General features: G+C 71.1%; 15 protein-coding genes and 1 riboswitch. Of the genes, 5 read left to right on the forward strand and 10 right to left on the reverse strand.

The window, feature by feature from the left end; all coding sequences use genetic code 11:
* Positions 1 to 366: 366 nt before the first annotated feature.
* Positions 367 to 942: an NADPH-dependent FMN reductase gene (locus K7B10_RS03045; protein WP_229334397.1), complete on the reverse strand. Its 576-nt coding sequence runs from the start codon at positions 940 to 942 to the stop codon at positions 367 to 369.
* A gap of 438 nt (positions 943 to 1,380) precedes the next feature.
* On the opposite strand from K7B10_RS03045, the gene K7B10_RS03050 reads away from it, so the two are divergent.
* Positions 1,381 to 2,049 (forward strand): GNAT family N-acetyltransferase, encoded by a 669-nt coding sequence (locus tag K7B10_RS03050; RefSeq protein ID WP_229334398.1) that lies wholly within the window; start codon positions 1,381 to 1,383, stop codon positions 2,047 to 2,049.
* 84 nt (positions 2,050 to 2,133) lie between these two features.
* Here K7B10_RS03050 and K7B10_RS03055 read toward each other — a convergent pair whose 3' ends face one another.
* The 5 genes from K7B10_RS03055 to K7B10_RS03075 are packed head-to-tail and all read right to left on the reverse strand — an operon-like array spanning position 2,134 to position 7,341.
* Positions 2,134 to 2,934 (reverse strand): ABC transporter ATP-binding protein, encoded by an 801-nt coding sequence (locus K7B10_RS03055; protein WP_229334399.1) that lies wholly within the window; start codon positions 2,932 to 2,934, stop codon positions 2,134 to 2,136.
* The gene (locus tag K7B10_RS03060) at positions 2,931 to 3,797 is read right to left on the reverse strand and encodes an ABC transporter ATP-binding protein (protein ID WP_229334400.1); all 867 of its coding nucleotides are present in this window, start codon (positions 3,795 to 3,797) and stop codon (positions 2,931 to 2,933) included. The genes K7B10_RS03055 and K7B10_RS03060 overlap by 4 nt, the downstream gene beginning before the upstream one ends.
* Positions 3,794 to 5,221 carry a branched-chain amino acid ABC transporter permease gene (locus K7B10_RS03065; protein WP_229334401.1) on the reverse strand — a complete coding sequence of 476 codons (1,428 nt, stop codon included), beginning with the start codon at positions 5,219 to 5,221 and terminating at the stop codon, positions 3,794 to 3,796. Before K7B10_RS03065 ends, K7B10_RS03060 begins: the two co-directional genes overlap by 4 nt.
* A complete protein-coding gene (locus tag K7B10_RS03070; protein ID WP_229334402.1) occupies positions 5,218 to 6,138 on the reverse strand; it encodes a branched-chain amino acid ABC transporter permease in 921 nt (306 codons plus the stop codon). Before K7B10_RS03070 ends, K7B10_RS03065 begins: the two co-directional genes overlap by 4 nt.
* Before the next feature lie 6 nt (positions 6,139 to 6,144).
* Positions 6,145 to 7,341: a branched-chain amino acid ABC transporter substrate-binding protein gene (locus K7B10_RS03075; RefSeq protein ID WP_229334403.1), complete on the reverse strand. Its 1,197-nt coding sequence runs from the start codon at positions 7,339 to 7,341 to the stop codon at positions 6,145 to 6,147.
* A gap of 225 nt (positions 7,342 to 7,566) precedes the next feature.
* A riboswitch (guanidine-III (ykkC-III) riboswitch) is annotated at positions 7,567 to 7,630 on the forward strand.
* An 80-nt stretch (positions 7,631 to 7,710) separates the two neighbouring features.
* On the opposite strand from K7B10_RS03075, the gene K7B10_RS03080 reads away from it, so the two are divergent.
* Positions 7,711 to 8,157 carry an Ohr family peroxiredoxin gene (locus K7B10_RS03080; RefSeq protein WP_229334404.1) on the forward strand — a complete coding sequence of 149 codons (447 nt, stop codon included), beginning with the start codon at positions 7,711 to 7,713 and terminating at the stop codon, positions 8,155 to 8,157.
* On the forward strand, positions 8,150 to 8,602 hold the full coding sequence (locus K7B10_RS03085; RefSeq protein WP_229334405.1) for a hypothetical protein: 453 nt from the start codon (positions 8,150 to 8,152) through the stop codon (positions 8,600 to 8,602). Before K7B10_RS03080 ends, K7B10_RS03085 begins: the two co-directional genes overlap by 8 nt.
* Before the next feature lie 542 nt (positions 8,603 to 9,144).
* Here K7B10_RS03085 and K7B10_RS03090 read toward each other — a convergent pair.
* The 3 genes from K7B10_RS03090 to K7B10_RS03100 form a co-directional block, all read right to left on the reverse strand.
* Positions 9,145 to 9,396 (reverse strand): hypothetical protein, encoded by a 252-nt coding sequence (locus K7B10_RS03090; protein ID WP_229334406.1) that lies wholly within the window; start codon positions 9,394 to 9,396, stop codon positions 9,145 to 9,147.
* A gap of 203 nt (positions 9,397 to 9,599) precedes the next feature.
* Positions 9,600 to 10,100 carry a DUF3291 domain-containing protein gene (locus tag K7B10_RS03095; protein ID WP_229334407.1) on the reverse strand — a complete coding sequence of 167 codons (501 nt, stop codon included), beginning with the start codon at positions 10,098 to 10,100 and terminating at the stop codon, positions 9,600 to 9,602.
* 32 nt (positions 10,101 to 10,132) lie between these two features.
* A complete protein-coding gene (locus K7B10_RS03100; RefSeq protein WP_229334408.1) occupies positions 10,133 to 10,840 on the reverse strand; it encodes a helix-turn-helix transcriptional regulator in 708 nt (235 codons plus the stop codon).
* Positions 10,841 to 11,044: 204 nt separating this feature from the next.
* Here K7B10_RS03100 and K7B10_RS03105 point away from each other — a divergent pair, with 204 nt between their 5' ends.
* Positions 11,045 to 12,646: an alpha/beta fold hydrolase gene (locus K7B10_RS03105; protein ID WP_229334409.1), complete on the forward strand. Its 1,602-nt coding sequence runs from the start codon at positions 11,045 to 11,047 to the stop codon at positions 12,644 to 12,646.
* A gap of 101 nt (positions 12,647 to 12,747) precedes the next feature.
* Here K7B10_RS03105 and K7B10_RS03110 read toward each other — a convergent pair whose 3' ends face one another.
* A complete protein-coding gene (locus K7B10_RS03110; RefSeq protein WP_229334410.1) occupies positions 12,748 to 13,764 on the reverse strand; it encodes a hypothetical protein in 1,017 nt (338 codons plus the stop codon).
* Between the two features lie 885 nt (positions 13,765 to 14,649).
* Here K7B10_RS03110 and K7B10_RS03115 point away from each other — a divergent pair.
* Complete coding sequence (locus K7B10_RS03115) at positions 14,650 to 15,450, forward strand: CAP domain-containing protein (RefSeq protein ID WP_308284482.1); 801 nt, start codon at positions 14,650 to 14,652, stop codon at positions 15,448 to 15,450.
* The last annotated feature ends 52 nt before the right edge of the window (positions 15,451 to 15,502 follow it).

Consider the following 15,502-nt stretch of genomic DNA (forward strand, 5'->3'; position numbering starts at 1 on the left):
ATGCCGGGAATGATCCGACTGTCCCGGAAGACACGTCTCAGATCTTGTTGCGGGACACGCGGCGGACGACCTTCTTCACAGCAACCACCACCTTCGCTATGACACCGGCGGAAGCAATCGGCCCGAACCGGAAGGGCTCAGATCCTGCTGTTGATGACACGACGGACGACGTTCTTCTTCATGGAATTCACCTCCTCCGCAATGCGAGGGGCGGAACCGGAGAATCAGATGTCGTGACGGACGACACGGCGGACGATCTTCTTCACGCAATCACCTCCTTCCGGTGGCGGGTCATTGCCGTGCCCGGCTCGAGACCGCTGCCTCGACGGGCAAGTCTGTGGGTGTGCACGAGGGGGCCCGGCGGCTCTAGGCGGCGACGGGGAGCCGGTGGCGGCCCCGTACCGCGGCGACGGTGGCCTCGACGAGGCCTTGGAGCTCCGCCACCACCGAGGGTTCGGTGATGGTCCCGTCACGGCCGACCAGGAATTCGGCATTGCCGATGGCCACCCGCGCATGGTCGATCAGTACGGCGCCGCACCTTTCGAGGACCCTGCGCGTGTCGGGCTGCGCATCGGCGCCGCCGTACCTCCCCGGGGAAGCGGTGAGGAGCGCGACGGGTTTTCCGGAGAGCGAACTCGCCTTCCACGGCCGGGAGAGCCAGTCGAGGGCATTCTTCAACGTCCCTGTCATGGCGCCGTTGTAGGACGGTGTACTGATGATCGCGGCATCGGATGCGATGAGCAGCTCGCGTGCGGCACTCACCGCTGCCGGGCCGGGACCCACGTCCAGATCCTCGTCGTAGTGGGGAAGGTCGGCGACCCTGATCTCCGTGATGTGGAATTCACCGTCGTACCGGTCGAGAATGCCCCGGATGGTGGCGAGAGCAGCGCTGTTCACCGAGTGCCGGCGCAGACTTCCCGACACGAGAACGATCCTGGCCATACCCCAACTCCCTACCGATCAGCGACCCTCCGTCTCCTTGGCGGTTGGCCTTCCTCGTAGGAATGAGATTGCCTTCTGGAGTTCATTGGCGAGAACTCTCCTTTCAGGCTGAATCAAGTCGGGGCCGAATCGGCCGCGGAATCCACCCTTCCCGCCGGGGCGGCGGCGGGTGGGGAATACGTCCGACCTGGCGCGCCGCAGAGGGCGAGCGGGCCTGAATCCGACCGGGGAACCCGGGGCGATGGCCGGCCGACGACGGGCGCCTTTGAGCCTCGGCGCCGTTCGGCGAGGTGCCCGATCCGGGCGATGGATGTGCGTACCCGACCGGCCGGACGAGGCCGTGCGGGGGCGCCGGGACCGGATGTCCTCCGCAGTCCGCCGCACCCTTGATGTAATAATCACTCAAAGAGTTCAGTCATTACCCACGAGGGGGAAGTCTTGCCTTTCGCGCACACCGCCGAGGCGGTACGGGCATGGGTCCACGGTTGGTCCGCTTCGCGCGGTGCAGCCGAACCCGCGCCCTCCGCCTGGGGTTTCACCATCGACGTGGGCCTGCACGGGCACGTCATGCGCCACGTCCTGCACTCTGCGGACGAGGCGACCGTCCGCGGGATCACCGGTAGCGCCACCGCTCCCGGCGTCTGGCTGAAGGCCTTCGTTCCGCCGGAAACGCTCGAACCCTGGCTCGCCCCCGGCTGGCACCTCGCCGGCGGAGCCGGCTACCTGATGTCCGCCTCCCTGCCCCTGGCCCCCGCCCGGGCCCCGGGCCGCATCCCCGAGGGGTACCGGATGAACACCTGGACACGTGACGGCGTCACCCGCGCTCTGGTCCGTACCGCCGACGGGGCTTTCGCCGCGCGCGCCCAGATCGCCGTCACCGGCCACACCGCCGTCGTCGACCAGGTGGAGACCGACCCGGCCCACCAGCGCCGCGGCCTGGGGCGCCTGGTGATGGACAGGCTCACCGAGGCCGCCGCGGAGCAGGGGGCGACGGCAGGCGTGCTGGGCGCGACACCGGAGGGCCGGGCCCTGTACGAGGCGACGGGATGGCGCGTACTGGCCCCGCTGACCAGTGCCCTGCGCGGCCCGGACCCGGCCGGCACCTGAGGGAGCGGCAGGCGCGCCGCGGCCGCGGTGAGCGGCCGCGGTGGCGGCGACGACCCCCTGGGGAGCAGCGGGTGCGTGGTGGTGTCAGGGGGTGGTCTCGCCGAGGTAGGCGGTGCGGATGCGCGGGTCGTCGAGGAGCTCGCGGGCCGGGGCGTGCATGGTGATCCGGCCTGTCTCCAGGACGTAGCCGCGGTCGGCGATCTTGAGGGCCTGGGCGGCGTTCTGCTCGACCAGGAGCACCGTGGTGCCCTGGGCGTTGATCTCCTTGATGATCTCGAAGATCTGCGCCACGATCAGCGGTGCCAGGCCCATCGACGGCTCGTCGAGGAGCAGCAGTTCGGGGCGGCCCATCAGGGCGCGTCCCATGGCGAGCATCTGCTGCTCCCCGCCGGAGAGGGTGCCGGCCTGCTGGGTGCGCCGCTCGGCCAGGCGGGGGAAGAGGGTGAACACCCGCTCCAGGTCCTCCTGCCGTAGCCGTTTGAAGCGGTAGGCGCCCATGTGGAGGTTCTCCAGGACGGTCATGTCGGCGAAGACCCTGCGGCCTTCCGGCGAGTGGCCGATGCCGAGGCCCACGACCGCGTGGGAGGAGACGCCGTCGATGCGTTCCCCGCAGAACCGCACCTCTCCCGCGGTGGGTCGGTGCAGGCCGGAGACGGTGCGCAGGGTGGTGGTCTTGCCGGCGCCGTTGGCGCCGAGCAGTGCGACCACCTCTCCCTCGCGGACGACCATGTCGATGCCCCGCAGCGCGCTGATCGCACCGTAGGACACGTGGAGATCGGCGAGTTCCAGGATCGCCGGTGCCGGGGCCGTGGCAGGGGCTGTGGCCGGAGCCGGAGCCGGGTCCGTGGTGGCGGTCCTGTGCACGAGGTGCGTCGCTGCGGTCATCGGGTCCGTCCTTGCCGGGAGTCCGTGTCGGAGGTGCCGAGGTAGGCCTCCACGACCGCCGGGTCGCGCTGCACCTCGGACGGCGGGCCGGAGGCGATGACCTTGCCGAAGTTGAGCACGGTCACCCGGTCGGCCACCGAGGTCACCAGGGGCATGTCGTGTTCGATCAGCAGCACGCTGATGCCGAGTTCATGGTTGATGCGGCGGATCAGCGCGGCCAGTTCCCGCTTCTCGGTCGGGTTGGTGCCCGCGGCCGGTTCGTCCAGGAGGAGCAGCCGGGGGCCCGTGGCCAGCGCCCTGGCGATCTCCAGCCGGCGCTGGTCGCCGTAGGAGAGGGAGTCGGCCCTCTCCTCGGCCCGGTCGTCGAGGCCCACGAGTGCGAGCAGGCGCCGGGCCGTTCCCTCGGCGGCGCGTTCCTCCGCCTTCGCCCGGGGCAGGCCGAGCATGATGCCGAGCGGCCCGGATCGGGTTCCGCTCTCCGCGGCGACCTTGACGTTCTCCAGGGCGGTCAGGGCGGAGAAGAGGCGGATGTTCTGGAAGGTGCGGGCCACACCGAGCCGGTTGACGTGGTGGGGCTTGCGGCCGAGCAGGCTGTGTTCCGTACCGGCGTCGGTGCGCAGGAGCACCTGCCCTTCCTGTGGTGCGTAGGCGCCGGTGAGCGAGTTGAACAAGGAGGTCTTGCCCGCGCCGTTGGGGCCGATCACGGCGTGGATCTCGCCCCGGCGTACGGTCAGGTCCACTTCGCAGAGGGAGACCAGGCCGCCGAAGCGCAGGGTCACCCCCGATACCTGGAGGACCGGATCGGAGGTGGCGGGTGCCGGCGGCCGCGCCGCCGCCGTGCGTTCTGCGAGTGTGGTCGTCATGATGCCTCCCGCGTGCGGACGGTGCGCCTGCGGCGCCTGGCGGGCAGGAGTCCCTGCGGGCGGTAGATCATCATGACCACCAGCAGGGCGCCCAGGTACATGAACCGGTCCTTCTGGTCCACCACGTCCTTGAGGCCGTGCGGCAGATAGGCCAGGAGTGCGGCCCCCAGCAGGACGCCGGGGATGGACCCCATTCCGCCGAAGATCACGTAGGCGAGGACCAGCACCGAGTACAGCAGCGGAAAGTTCTCGGGGTTGATGAACCCGACCTTGCTGGCGTAGACGGCGCCGGCGACTCCGGAGGTGGAGGCGCCGATGGCGAAGGCCATGAGCTTGTACTTCACCGTGTCCACGCCGTGCGCGGCCGCGGCGACCTCGTCCTCGCGGATGGCCTCCCAGGTGCGTCCGATCTTGGAGCGCACCAGCTTGCGGAAGAGCAGCACCAGGACCGTGATCAAGCCGATGAGCAGCCACAGGTAGTCCAGCGGGTCCAGGCCCCAGCGGTACTGCAGGGGGCCGAGGTCGACGGAGAAGTGCGGGATGCCGAAGACGCCCAGGGAGCCGCCCGTCACCGATTCGGCGTTCTTGGCGATCAGGTAGATGATCTCGTGGAAGCCGAGGGTGACGATGGCGAGGTAGTCGCCCCGCAGGCGCAGGGTCGGGGCGCCGAGCAGGATCCCCGCGAGCAGACAGGTGACCATCGCGACGGGGATCGACAGGAACGGGTTCAGCTCGAACGGCGGCTTGACGGGCAGTTGTCCGCTCCAGAAAGCGGTGCTGTAGCTGCCGATCGCGAAGAACGCCACGAATCCGAGGTCGAGCAGACCGGCCCAGCCGATGACGACGTTGAGTCCGAGGGCGAGCAGGACGTAGATGCCGACCCAGTCGACCAGGACCTGGTTCGTGGACCGGTCGAACAGCAGGGGCAGGAGCACGGCCGCGGCGAGCCCGGCCACCACGAGCGCCACGCGCAGCCGGGGGCTGCTGTCGAGGGCCGGGCGGATCCTGGCCAGCGGAGCGGCGGCGGCCCTGGCGCCGGAGGCCACGGCACGGCGCGGGACGGCGCCGAACTCGGCGATCGCCCAGAGGGCGACGGCCGCGGCGATCCAGGCCCACAGAGCGGTCCCGGTGAAGGTCGTGCGCAGGGAGAACAGCAGGTCGGCTCCGGATCCCTGTTCGCCGGTCATCACGGCGAGCAGGACGCCGACGGCGGTGAGGGCGCACAGCCTGCGCCAGCGCGGACGCTCGTACCAGCGGTGCCCGCGCAGGGCCGCCAGGGCCTCGGCCGAGGGCCGGGCGGGGCGGAAGGACACCGTGGACGCCGTGGACGCCGTGGACGCCGTGGACGCCGTGGACGCCGTGGACACCGGGAGGTGCGCGACCTGCACCGCGGTCACCGCGCTCGTGTCGTTGAGCGTGCTCATGCCGTCCTCCCGAGCTTCGCGCCGAGGATGCCGGTCGGACGGAACATCAACACGAGGACCAGGACGGCGAAGGCCGCGACGTAGCGCCATTCCTCGCCGAACAGCGGGACGTTGTAGGTCTCGACCAGGCCGAGAAGCATTCCGCCCAGCATGGCACCGCGAAGGTTGCCGATGCCGCCGAGGACGGCCGCGGCGAAGGCCGTGATGCCGGGGATGAAGCCCATGGTGAAGGAGACCTGGCTGTTGAGCCCGAAGAGGAAGCCGGCGATTCCGCCGAGGACCCCGCCGATCACGAACGTACGGGAGACGATCCTGTCGATGTCGACGCCCATCAGGCCGGCGGCTTCGGGGTCCTGTGCGACGGCCCGGATGGCGGAGCCCAGCTTGGTACGGCGCACCAGCAGGTCGAGACCGACGATCATCGCCAGCGCGGCGACGATCAGAAGCAGCTTGACGACGTCGACCGGTGCTCCGAGAACGTGGAAGAGCACGCCGTTGTCGAAGAGCGCGGGCATGGCCTTGGGGTCGCGCCCGAAGAGCTTGCCCGCGAGGTTGTAGAGGAAGAACGAGGCCCCGATGGCACTGATCAGGAAGATCAGCGCGGGCGCGTTGCGCTTGCGCAGCGGCCGGTAGGCGACCTTCTCCAGGCCGAAGGCGGTGCCCGCCCCGACCAGGCCGGAGACGACCAGGCCGAGGAGGACGAGCAGGACCGACACCAGCCCGGAGGGGTGGCCGGGGGCGACCTCGGTGAGCACGATCAGCGCTCCGAAGCCGCCCAGCATGAACACCTCGCTGTGCGCGAAGTTGATCAGCTTGAGCACGCCGTAGACCAGGGTGTAGCCGATGGCGATCACGGAGTACAGGGCGCCGAGCGCGAGGCCCGGGACCAGGTAGTCACGGAATTCCAGGAGTGTCATCGGTCGTCAGCCCGCGCTCACCAGCGTGTCGACGTTGCCCTTGAGCGTGATCCGGCCGCCCTTGACCTCGCTGAGGTAGATGCCGTTGCCGGCGAACTCGCCGTTCTCCTTGAACGAGAACTGCCGCGTGAGGCCCTTGTAGTCGGCCTTCTTCACCTTCTCCAGGACGGCTTCGCGCCGTACGTCGCCGCCGTCGCCGCCGCCGAGCGCCTTGATCTGCTCGATGATGAGGTTGGTGGCGTCGTAGGACTCGGCCGAGTACAGGCCGGGCGGGGCCTTGTACTCCGTCTTGTAGTCCTCGGCGAACTGCTTGGTGCCCGGGTCGACGTTGGCGTCCAGGCACTGGCAGGTCAGCAGCCAGCCCTCGGCCGCGTCGCCGGCCAGCTCGGTGAACTTCTTGTCGTACGTCCCGTCGCTGGCGATCTTCGGCTTGTCGAAGCCGACGTCCTTGAGCTTCTTGGCGAACGGCGCCGCGTCCGAGTAGAGCCCGTTGTAGATGAGCGCGTCGGCGCCGGAGTGCTTCACGGCCGTCGCGGCGGCGGTGTAGTCGGGGGTCTTCGCCGGGACGCCGGCCTTGACGACCTCGACACCGGCTTCCTTGAGCTGCTTCTCGGCGACCTTGGAAAGGCCGACGCCGTACTCGCTCTTGTCGTCGACGACGTAGACCTTCTTGGTCTTGAGCTGCCGGGTGAAGTAGGTGACCATGGCGCCGCCTTGGGCGTTGTCGTTCGGGACGGAACGCACGAAGGAGCGGAATCCGAGTTCGGGCAGGCCCGGGTTGCTGGCGTGGGAGACGGAGACCAGGCCGGCTTCCGAGTACAGCCGGCCCGAGGCCTTGGCCGCGCCGGAGAAGGCGGGGCCGACCAGACCGACGACGCTCTCGTCGTCGATGAGCTTCTGCGCCGCGGCCGGGGACTGGTCCGGGGAGCCGGCGTCGTCGGACGCGGCGTACTCGACGTGGAAGGCCAGGTCGCCCCGGGCGTTGGCCTGCTTGACGGCCAGCTTGACGCCGTTCTCCATGTTCACGCCGATGGCGGAGCTCTCGCCCGTGAGCGGCCCCTGGAAGCCGATCTTGTAGATCGGCTTTCCGTCGCTGCCGACGCGGGCGGCACCGTCGTCCTTGTTGCAGCCGGTCAGCGCGGTCGCGCCCGTGACGACGAGCGCGGCGCACATCGACACCATCGACAACTTCCTGCGGTTCACTTCTGCTCCCTGTGACTGTCCGTGGATCGACAGGGGTGGTTTGCTCGACCCCCCGAACCGCACGTTGATGGCGTGCGACTCGGGCACCGTAGTCAGCGGTGATCCGGCCGTCCCGGTGCGCTTACAGAGCCGGTCAAGTCCGGGAGGACCTGTCAGGTCCACGGGGGTGAGGAGGGTCACCGCAGGTGGGCGTCCCGGCGGACCCGCTCCCGTTGCTAGATTGTCCGGTGGCCCGGTCCCCGGGCCCCGGACGAGATGCGCCGTACCCGGTCATGCACGACGACGCGCCAGGCACTGCCCCACCGGCAGGTGTCCCAGCGCTGTCCGGCCCCGGGCGGCGATCCCTCGTCGTACAGATGGGCTGACCCCATGACCGTGCCGCTGACCCGCACCCTCTACCGGACGACCGCCCGCGCCGCCGGGGGCCGTACCGGATCGGTGCTCTCCGACGACGGGCGCCTCGACGTCCGTCTGGCCCCGCCGCGCAAGAAGACGCCCGGCACCACCAACCCCGAGCAGTTGTTCGCGGCAGGGTTCGCCGCCTGTTTCACCTCCGCGCTCGCCGAGGTCGCGGCCGAGTTCGGGGCGGACGCCTCGGCCGCGCGCGTGGCGTGCGAGGTACGGCTCGGTACCACGGACACGCCCGCGGGCTACGGTCTCGCGGTCGACCTCACGGTCTCGCTGGCGGGGTGGCGGGCGGCCGACCTGCTGCCCCTGCTCCACCGGGCGGACGCGGTCTGCCCGTACTCCCAGGCAGTGCGCGGGAACATCGAGCTCGCGCTGCGGGCCGTCGACGACACCGCCGCCGATGCCTGATCCGGCCGACGCTCCCGGGAGCCTCTCGCCGGGGGACGGGCAGGGCGTCCCGGTGCCCGAGCGGGGCGCGTGGCTGCGGCGCGGCATCAGCCGCAACGGCGGCCCCCTGGTGGAAGACCGCGAAGTGGTGTGGCTGCAGGCCGGTCCGTACTTCGCCGACAGCCGGGGCTTCGCCGGTGTCACGTCCTTCGACGGCTCCCGGATCCACTTCCACCACCTGGAGGGCGAGCCCGGCGAGGACACGGGCACCTTCCGGTGGCAGGGTGCGAACCTCGTCGAGCGCGGCACCAACACGGACGGCAGTACCTTCCTGGAGATCTGGACCCCGCTGCCCGCCGGCGACGGCGACACCGGCTCTTGGGCCGGTGCCGGCTACCACGTGGTGCGCGTCGGCCGGCATCTCGTCCATGTCGATTCCCGTGCGGGTACGTACTGGCGGACGTGAGCGGTCACGCCGAGCGGGCGCGGCGAGCCCCCTGCCGGGGATCCTCGCCGTCGCCTACTGCGGGTCGTACCGGCGCTCCTCGACCACCAGCGGCAGTGCCTCGGTGTCCGGTACGCGCAGTTCGGTCGGGACCTCGGCGTCCGGGTCGGCATCGACCGCCAGCACCAGCCCCGCACCCGCGGTTCCTCGCCCGGGCCACGGTCGAACTGGCGCTGTCCGGCTCCGGATCCGGTGGATCCGATGAATGCGGTGGATGCGGTGGATGCGGTGGATGCGGTGGATGCGGGCTCTCGGGTGTGATCCGTACCGGCGGGCGCCCGGTCGGACTCGAGCGCGCCACGGCCGGCCTACCTGCGCCCGGTGGAACCCGACTTCGTGCCCGGACTCGCCCCCGCGGAGCACGGCCGCGCCGGTCGGGTGCACGACACGCGCTTGAGCTTCACCGAGGTCGCGCACGCCGTGGGCGGCCGCCGGATCGCGAACCCGCTGTCCGCCATGGCCTCCCCCATGTCCAAGCCCCACCAGGCCCAGCTCGTCGCCCGTCACGGGTTCCACACCCCGGCGACGCTGCTCTCCGACGACCCGGACGAGGTCCTCGGCTTCGTGGACCTGCGCCGCGGGGCGGTGTACAAGTCCGGTGGTGCCCGGTCCAGTTCCAGGAGCGCCTCGACGGCCCGGACGTACGGGTCCACGTGGTCGGCGATCGGACGTTCGCCGTCCGTGTCGACTCCACCGCGGTCGACTGCCCCTACGCCCGTGACCAGGTGGGGGCCGACGCACGGCTGCACGCCCACCGGCTCGACGACGACGTCGCCGAACGCTGCGTCGCCCTGGCCTCCGGCCTGGGGCTGCCCTTCGCGGGCGTGGACCTCAAGCTCCTCCCGGACGGCCGGATCGCCTGCTTCGAGGTCAACCCGGCGCCCGGGTTCTCCTGGTACGAGTCCGAGACGGGCCTGCCCGTCGCGGCGGCGGTCCGCCGACCGGCTGCTCGCCCCGGTCAGCTGAGGAGCGCGGAGCCGGCGCCCTCCGCCTCGGCAGCGGTGAAGGAGGAGACGAAGGTGAACGCCCGCGGGGACGGCCCGTGCGCCCGGAGGTCCGCCAGCCGCTCCAGCGCCTCGTCCACGGTCGGAAGGTGGCCGGCGGGTACCCACCACAGGACCAGGTGCGCTTCGACATGCCGGTCGAACCATTCACGGCGTCGCCGCATCACCTCCAAGTGCCCGCTGCGGTAGGCGAAGTCCCACAGCGCTTCCCGGGTCTCCCAGACGGACATGTTGACGATGACGTCCTCTCCGGCCGGCCGCAGCTCCGTGGCATCGGCCGCCCCCTCCTCCACCAGCCGCCACACGAACCCCGGCGTGCCGTCGGCGGCGGCGTTGACGGGATCGAGCAGCTCGACGAAAGACGTCATGCGCGGGTCGTCGAGCGGGTACCGGAGCGTGGCGACGTTCAGCTGGGCGAGATGGGCGGCACGCGGGCCGTACTGGGATGCGGTCATGTCCTCATCCCAGCACGGCCCTTATTTCTATGTCAATCACTATTGTTTTTAGAAACCTCGACCACCACGCAGCACTCCCCCGGGCGGGCGTCCATGCGGGCCCGGACGGGGCCGTCGGCTCCGAACAGCCCCTCCAGCAGCGCGAGGTTCATGCCGCAGACGAGCGGCGGGAAGTCTTCCGCGAGGGCATGGAAGGGGCAGTTGCGCATGCGGACGACGGATACGACGGCCCCGGCCTCACCCTCGGGGCCTTCGGCGTCATGGGCGCTGCCGGCATCCGCCCGATACGGCTCGTAACCACGGGCGGCCAGCACCTCCATGGCCTCGTCGAGGCCGACGCAGGGTGCGGTCGACCCGCGCAGGGCCTCGCCCCGACGGCTCGCGGCGGCACGGAGCCCGGCATCCAGTCCGGCCTCCTCGGCGGCCTCGGCGAGCAGCCCGGCGGCGGTGAGGTAGTCGCGGGCGGGCAGCGACACCGACCGCTCGGTCCGCGCCCGGGTGTACACCTTGGCGGGACGGCCCGCTCCCGGGCCCGAACGGCCCGTCAGGCGACGGCTGCCGCTCTCCAGCAACCCGGCTTCGGCCAGCTTGTCCAGGTGGTGCGCGGCGAGCGTGCGCGCCACCCCGGCCGCCTCGGCGGCCTCGTTGCGGCCGACTTCCCGGCCCTGCGCCGCCACGTATTCGTACAGGCGACGCCGCACCGGATCCTGCAACACCGCGATCGCATCGATGTCCTTCATCCGGCCATTCTATGAACAACGCAGGTTGGAGTTAGAGCGGCGGGATGCGCCCGCGCAGCCGCGCGGTCGGCTGCGGGCCACACGACCGGGCACGGCTCGCGCGCGCTGCCGAATCGCGGTTTCGTGGTAACAGGAAGCGTGTGTACCGGTGCGGCGGCATCGGCCGCCGGACAGTGCCCTCGACGCAACGGAGGAGGGCGGATCGTGTCCGTACCAGGTGCCACATCCGGCCACCGCCGGCGCGCGGCGGCCGTCGCCGCGACGCTGGCCGGCTCCGCGCTGCTCACCGCGCCCGGACTCTCCGCCGCCGCGCAGAGCGCCCCGTCACCGCCACCGGCTCCGGCGTCACCTTCGGTGACCGCTCCGCGGTTGGACTGGAGCCCCTGCAAGCCCGGCAGCCCGTACGACTGCGCCACGGCCAAGGTGCCGCTCGACCACTCCGCCCCCGCGGGCCGCACCATCGACCTCGCGGTCGTCCGCCGGCAGGCCACCGATCCGGGCAAGCGCATCGGCACCCTGTTCGTGAACCCGGGAGGCCCCGGGGGCCCGGGGACCGTGCAGGTGCCGCAGAACTACGACGCCTTCCCCAGGGAATTGCGCGAACGGTTCGACATCGTCAGCTGGGACCCCCGCGGGATCGGCAACAGCACCGCCGTGAACTGCTTCGACAGCTCCAAGGAGGCCGATGCGTGGGCCGCCGCCAAACCCGGCGGCTTCCCGGTGGGCGAGAAGGAGCGGAAGGCCTGGATCGACGCGTACGAGGACCTCGGCCGGCGCTGCGAGCAGCGCGACCCGGACCTGCTGCGCCACGTGTCGACCGCCGACACGGCCCGTGACCTCGAGCTGCTCCGCCGGTCGGTGGGCGACCCGCGGCTCAACTACCTCGGCGTCTCCTACGGCACGATCCTGGGCGCGACCTACGCCAATCTCTTCCCCGGCAAGGTCCGCGCCATGGTCCTCGACAGCAACATCGACCCGCGTGCCTGGACGAACGGAGCCGCACCGGGCGAGCCGCGCACCACGACCCTGCTGCGCATGGGCTCCGACCGCACCGCGGCGGCCACGCTGGACCGGTTCCTCGACCTGTGCGGGTCCGCCCCCACATCCCGCTGCGCCTTCTCCGCGGGCAGCCCGGAGGCCACGCGCGACAAGTTCGACCAGTTGATGCGGCGGCTGCGGGAGCGTCCGGTGGGCCCGTGGACGTACGCCAAGACCGTTGCAGACACGGTGAACGGGCTCTACATCGTCAACCCCGGCTGGACGGATCTCGCGCAGCGGCTCCAGGAGTTGTCGCAGGGCCGCGCTCCGAAGCCGCCGGTGTACCCGCCGCCGCCCCCGGTCGCGCAGCCGAACCCGTACCTGGGCGACGAGCAGGCGGCCTCCGTGTGGTGCTCCGACAGCCCCAACCCGAGCGACCCCGCCGTCTACCACGGCCTGGCGGAGGACAGCGCCCGGCGAAACGGCGATGCCGGACGCTTCTGGGCCTGGGCCGCAGAACCGTGCGCGACCTGGCCCGCCCGGTCCGCCGACAGGTACGACGGCCCGTGGAACACACCCACCGCCCACCCCGTCCTCGTGATCGGGACCCGGTACGACCCGTCCACACCGTATGCGGGTGCCCGGGCCATGAGCAGGGAGCTGGCGGACGCCCGCCTGCTCACCAACGACGGGTACGGGCACACGGCCCTGTTCAACAACGCCAGCAGCTGCATCAGCGCGTACGAGAGCCGCTACTTCGTCGACGGGACGCTCCCGCCCCCGGGCACGACCTGCCGCCCCGACACCGACGAGACCCCCTTCGGCTGAGACGCGCTCGGCGTCAAAGGACCCTGTACGTCAGCTCGTACAGCGACAGGGACAGCGAGCCGATCGCCTGCGTTCGCTCCCCGAGGCCCACCTCCAGCGGGTCAGGACGCGGTTCGGTGGAGCCAGGGTGCGCTCGTCGCCCAGAACATCACGTCCGCGCCCAGGCGCCGACCGCCGAAGTCGACGAACTCCTCCTTGGTGTAGGGCTTGCCGGTCGAGGGGTTGGTGTACTCGAAGTCCGGTTCCTGCACCGCCATCGCCACCATGGGGAGCTTTCCGCGGTACCGCTCGAAGAAGGGGTAGGAGTTCTCCATCTGCGCCGGGCGGTTCGGCAGGACGTCGGGGCCCCCGAGACCCACTCCGTGGGCCTGGGCGAACTCGAAGGTCTTCTCCATGTAGCCGTGGTCGTTGTTCCACTCCCCGGGCCAGAAGTTCACGTACTGGATGAACTGCGTGCGCTTGAAGACCTTGGCGCCGAAGGCCATGTTGTCGAGTTCGGCCCGGAAGTACGACTCGTCGGTGTAGCCGCTGCGGTCCTTGGCCGGATCGACCTGAGTGGCGGTCTCCGGAAGGTTCACCCCCGCCAGCCGTCCGTCGAAGCGGTCGGCCAGCGCTTTGAGCAGGCTCTGGAAGCGCTGGCGCACCTCGGGTACCCACTGGGCCGCGACGGCTCCGGGTTCGCCGGGGCCGAGCCCGCTCTCGTTGGTGGTCGGCGCGGCGCCGCCGGCATACGCAGGGTCCGTGAGCAGGTAGTTCGGGAGCCGTGTGGGAGCGCTGAAGAATCGGTCCTGCACCTGGACGAACAGCTTCTTGTGACGCGACTGGAGGACGGTGAGCGCCTCCTCGACCGCGGAGAAGTCGTACTGGTCCTTCTGCGGTTCCAGGGCCTTCCACGGCACGACCACCTGGGCGCCGGCGATGTCGGGCCGGTCGATCAAGGGCTTGACCTCCGCGTCGAAGTCCCCGATGGAGGAGTAGAGGTACTGGGCCGGCGCCGGGTGCGGGCCCGCGCCCACGGAGGCGGCGGGAGCCGCCGCGGCGGCCGGCGCGAGCGCGACGGGTACGAGAGCCGCGGTGAGGAGAACGCCGAGCACGGCGGACAGTTGTCGGGTCGTCATGGGCGTGACGGTAGGAAACCCTGTTAAGAAGATCCTAAGAGCCCATCTCATCTGGACCAGTGGTCCGCGACCGTGACGAACGTGGACTGCTGGTCCAATGACATCAAGGGGAACTGTCAGAAGGAACCGCCGACCGGATTTGCGGAGCCGGACCCGAACGGGAAGCAGGGCTACAGCGCGGCTTCCGCGGCTGCCACGGCCAAGTACTGCCGAGTGGGACCGGCACGCGGTGCGGGTCATCCGCCTGGTCGGACCCGGACGACGTACAGAGCCGCCGGAGATCACGCCTTCGGCGTCTGGGTTACCGGAATGGGGGCCTCACGCCGGCCGGCTCGGCCTGTGGCACACGGTCGCCCGGACGAATGCCGGCCGGATGACCCGCGCACCTTCGCGGAACGTGTCGTGCGACCGTGAGCGGTCGACCGGAGCACGATCAGGGAAGCCGGCAGGTACTGCTCCGGGTGGCCGTGCCCGGCGTCCCCGCATGCACCGCGGCGCTCAGCACCGGGTCGGTACGGGCCCTCATGGGTGGCGGGCTCGTGTCCACCGACTCCCCGGCGGCATGGCCCCTCGTCTCCTCGCACTGGGCTGCATGGCCTACGACCCGGGGACGCGGGCGCCGGGTCGTCGGGAGTCGCGATCGGCGCGTGGTGGCCCGTAAGCCCTTTGCCGCAAGTGGGGTTATTGCCCCAATCGCCCCTGTGTCGATCCTGCGGGCTTCCTTAAGGGAAGCTGAAGAACCCCTCCGGATCGCTCTTTTCGCTGGTCATCAACCTAGGCTCGGACGCACTCCCCTCCTCCCCTGCCTCGTGAGGTGTTACCGGCATGAGCCCCAGCCGTACTCCCGGACGTCCGTCCCGCGTCGAAGAACGACGGAGGAAGACGGTGCGCACGCGCATCGTGCTGTCCGTCACCGCGGCCGCCGCGGCGGTGGCGGTCGGCGTCGCGGTGGCCGACTCCGACGGTGCAGCGCGCGGGGGCGGGCACACCGACGGCGCCGCCGGACCGTTGTCCGGGAAGGCGGGCGCCGACGCCGCGACGGCGACCCCCACCCCTCCCGCCCCCACCGGCGACCCGTCTGCCTCGGCGAGCCCGAGCCCGTCCGGGACGCCCGGGGCCGACGCCTCGGCTTCGGCCGCTCCCGCGCAGCCCTCGGCGACCGAGAGCAGCGTCGCGGCCAAGGCGGCGCCGGCCCCGGCCGACAAGCCCGCGCGCAAGCCCGCGACCACCGGCGGCGGCTCCGGAGGGTCGGGCGGCTCCTCCGGCGGCTCCGGCGGCTCCGGCGGCTCCGGCACGGTCGACGCGGGCAGCGAGTCCGCGGTCCTCGCCCTGGTCAACAAGGAGCGGGCCACCGCCGGATGCGGCCCCCTCACCACGAACAGCAAGCTGAGCGCGGCCGCACGGGCGTACAGCGACACCATGGCCCGCAGCGGCGTCATGTCGCACACCGGACCCGACGGGTCCACCATGACCAGCCGGGTGGAAGCCGCCGGGTACGCGTGGTCCCGCCTGGGCGAGAACATAGCGCGCGGTCAGGGCGACGCAGCCGCGGTGATGGACGCGTGGATGAACAGCTCCGGCCACCGGGCCAACATCCTCAACTGCGCGTTCAAGGAGATCGGCATAGGCGTGCACAAGGGCGACGGCGGCCCGTGGTGGACGCAGGACTTCGGCGCCTCCAAGTAGCGGCCCATCCGGCTCCCCCCACGTCCCACGTCCTCCGCACCCCTCCCCGGGC

It is taken from the genome of Streptomyces flavotricini, from assembly GCF_020639365.1.
Lineage (GTDB): Bacteria > Actinomycetota > Actinomycetes > Streptomycetales > Streptomycetaceae > Streptomyces > Streptomyces flavotricini.

What these genes read in the sequence shown, in the direction of transcription:
- K7B10_RS03045 (WP_229334397.1), bottom strand. Translation starts at nt 942, where the DNA reads ATGGCCAGGATCGTTCTCGTGTCGGGAAGTCTGCGCCGGCACTCGGTG.
- K7B10_RS03055 (WP_229334399.1), bottom strand. Translation starts at nt 2,934, where the DNA reads ATGACCGCAGCGACGCACCTCGTGCACAGGACCGCCACCACGGACCCG.
- K7B10_RS03060 (WP_229334400.1), bottom strand. Translation starts at nt 3,797, where the DNA reads ATGACGACCACACTCGCAGAACGCACGGCGGCGGCGCGGCCGCCGGCA.
- K7B10_RS03065 (WP_229334401.1), bottom strand. Translation starts at nt 5,221, where the DNA reads ATGAGCACGCTCAACGACACGAGCGCGGTGACCGCGGTGCAGGTCGCG.
- K7B10_RS03070 (WP_229334402.1), bottom strand. Translation starts at nt 6,138, where the DNA reads ATGACACTCCTGGAATTCCGTGACTACCTGGTCCCGGGCCTCGCGCTC.
- K7B10_RS03080 (WP_229334404.1), top strand. Translation starts at nt 7,711, where the DNA reads ATGACCGTGCCGCTGACCCGCACCCTCTACCGGACGACCGCCCGCGCC.
- K7B10_RS03085 (WP_229334405.1), top strand. Translation starts at nt 8,150, where the DNA reads ATGCCTGATCCGGCCGACGCTCCCGGGAGCCTCTCGCCGGGGGACGGG.
- K7B10_RS03095 (WP_229334407.1), bottom strand. Translation starts at nt 10,100, where the DNA reads ATGACCGCATCCCAGTACGGCCCGCGTGCCGCCCATCTCGCCCAGCTG.
- K7B10_RS03100 (WP_229334408.1), bottom strand. Translation starts at nt 10,840, where the DNA reads ATGAAGGACATCGATGCGATCGCGGTGTTGCAGGATCCGGTGCGGCGT.
- K7B10_RS03110 (WP_229334410.1), bottom strand. Translation starts at nt 13,764, where the DNA reads ATGACGACCCGACAACTGTCCGCCGTGCTCGGCGTTCTCCTCACCGCG.